This window comes from Paenibacillus sp. LS-5 (assembly GCF_056121505.1).
In genome coordinates this window covers 1-279 of record NZ_JBWAVA010000060.1, presented here as the reverse complement: position 1 = coordinate 279, position 279 = coordinate 1, and the positions used below count along the sequence as shown (strand labels likewise).

The 279-nt window shown below is 58.1% G+C and carries 1 protein-coding gene; it reads left to right on the top strand.

Annotated elements, in window-relative coordinates; all coding sequences use genetic code 11:
- On the top strand, positions 1-279 hold a 279-nt coding region (locus AC0MA3_RS26455), incomplete at both ends, for a hypothetical protein (RefSeq protein ID WP_474658340.1).

Sequence of the window (279 nt, the reverse complement as noted above, 5' to 3'; positions counted from 1 at the left end):
TGAAGTTAAAGGATTATATATGGCCGGTGATCGGGTTGGCCGCTGTTGCTGTCTCCGCATGGCTCCTCTACCGGGAGTTGCGGAGCATATCCCTTGAGGATGTGATCCACAGTCTCTATGCGATTCCGACCCACCGCTGGATTCTGGCCGCCCTTGCCTCCCTGCTCGCCTATGCCGCCCTTGCAGGCTATGACCGGATTGCGCTCCTGCATCTGCGCCGCAAGATTTCCTGGCTGTTCATCACCCTATGCTCCTTCACCACCTACGCGCTCTCGCACA